We start from the raw sequence: 1012 nt of genomic DNA on the forward strand, positions 1-1012 counted from the left end.
TCGCACGGCCCTGCCTGATGTCCTGCTGAGCGCCGCTCAAACCGATGATCTTGGCTGGCCCATCGGTACATCAGAAGTGCCGGTTGGCAAGCACCGCCTGACCCGAGTCGCGATCCCCGGGCATACGGCCGACTCCACAGCGTACCTGCTGCAGGAGGGCATGGCGGCCCGCTTCGCTTTCGTCGGCGACACGGTCATGCCAGGCGCGCTTGGGCGAAGCGATTTCGAGCAAAGTGAGCCCATGTCATTCGCGGCTTCGCTGCGGGTGCTCGAACACGCAGTCGGTGCAGACTGCCTCCTCCTGCCGGGGCACGACTACGACGACCGCATAGCCACGACTCTGCGAATCGAGACCCAAGAGCAACCCCTTCTGGCTGCGGCACTGGAGCAGGGCCTGCAGAACGAAGCATTCGCTCTCGCAAAGGCGGAGGTTGAACGAGAAATTCAGCCGACGGCATACCAGACGATGGCGTGCGGCGCGCGCGTCGGCAGTTGCGACAAGGCGACCAATGTCGAACTCACGACGGCAGAACTGACCACGCTTCTTGAACGCGACTCCTCGGCGTTGTTCGTCGACRTTCGTGAGGCCTACGAGCAAGACGTCAGCCAGCCTCTGAAGCTGCCCAACGAACGGCCCACCCAATACGCCCCGTTGTCCACGCTCGTCAATTCGCTGCGAGATTGGAGCGGGTTGAGCGCGGATGCCCCGATCGTCTTCCTCTGCCGCAGTGGCAACCGAAGCGCGCTGGCGGCCAAAGCCCTGCGCCGCCTGGGCCACTCCAACTCGTGGAGTGTGCGAGGGGGCATCGCTCTGTGGGACCAGCAACTGCGTGTCGCCCTGTGACCGGCATTCACATGCTGATGGCAGCCGCCCTCGGAGCGGTAGTCGGAGCAACGCTCGCCATCACCGGTGCCGGCGGAGGAATTCTCGCCGTGCCGCTTCTGATCTTCACCCTTGGACTCACCGTCCCCCAGGCCGCTCCCATCGCGCTGCTGGCCGTGGGTATGACGG

At 64.7% G+C, this 1012-nt stretch carries 1 protein-coding gene; it reads left to right on the top strand.

Going from position 1 to position 1012, the window contains the following annotated elements:
* The coding region (locus ACXJKR_RS33420; RefSeq protein WP_457326519.1) for a rhodanese-like domain-containing protein at positions 1 to 844 on the top strand (844 nt) is incomplete at its 5' end.
* Between the last annotated feature and the right edge of the window lie 168 nt (positions 845 to 1012).

Source organism: Roseateles sp. P5_E11, assembly GCF_054049355.1.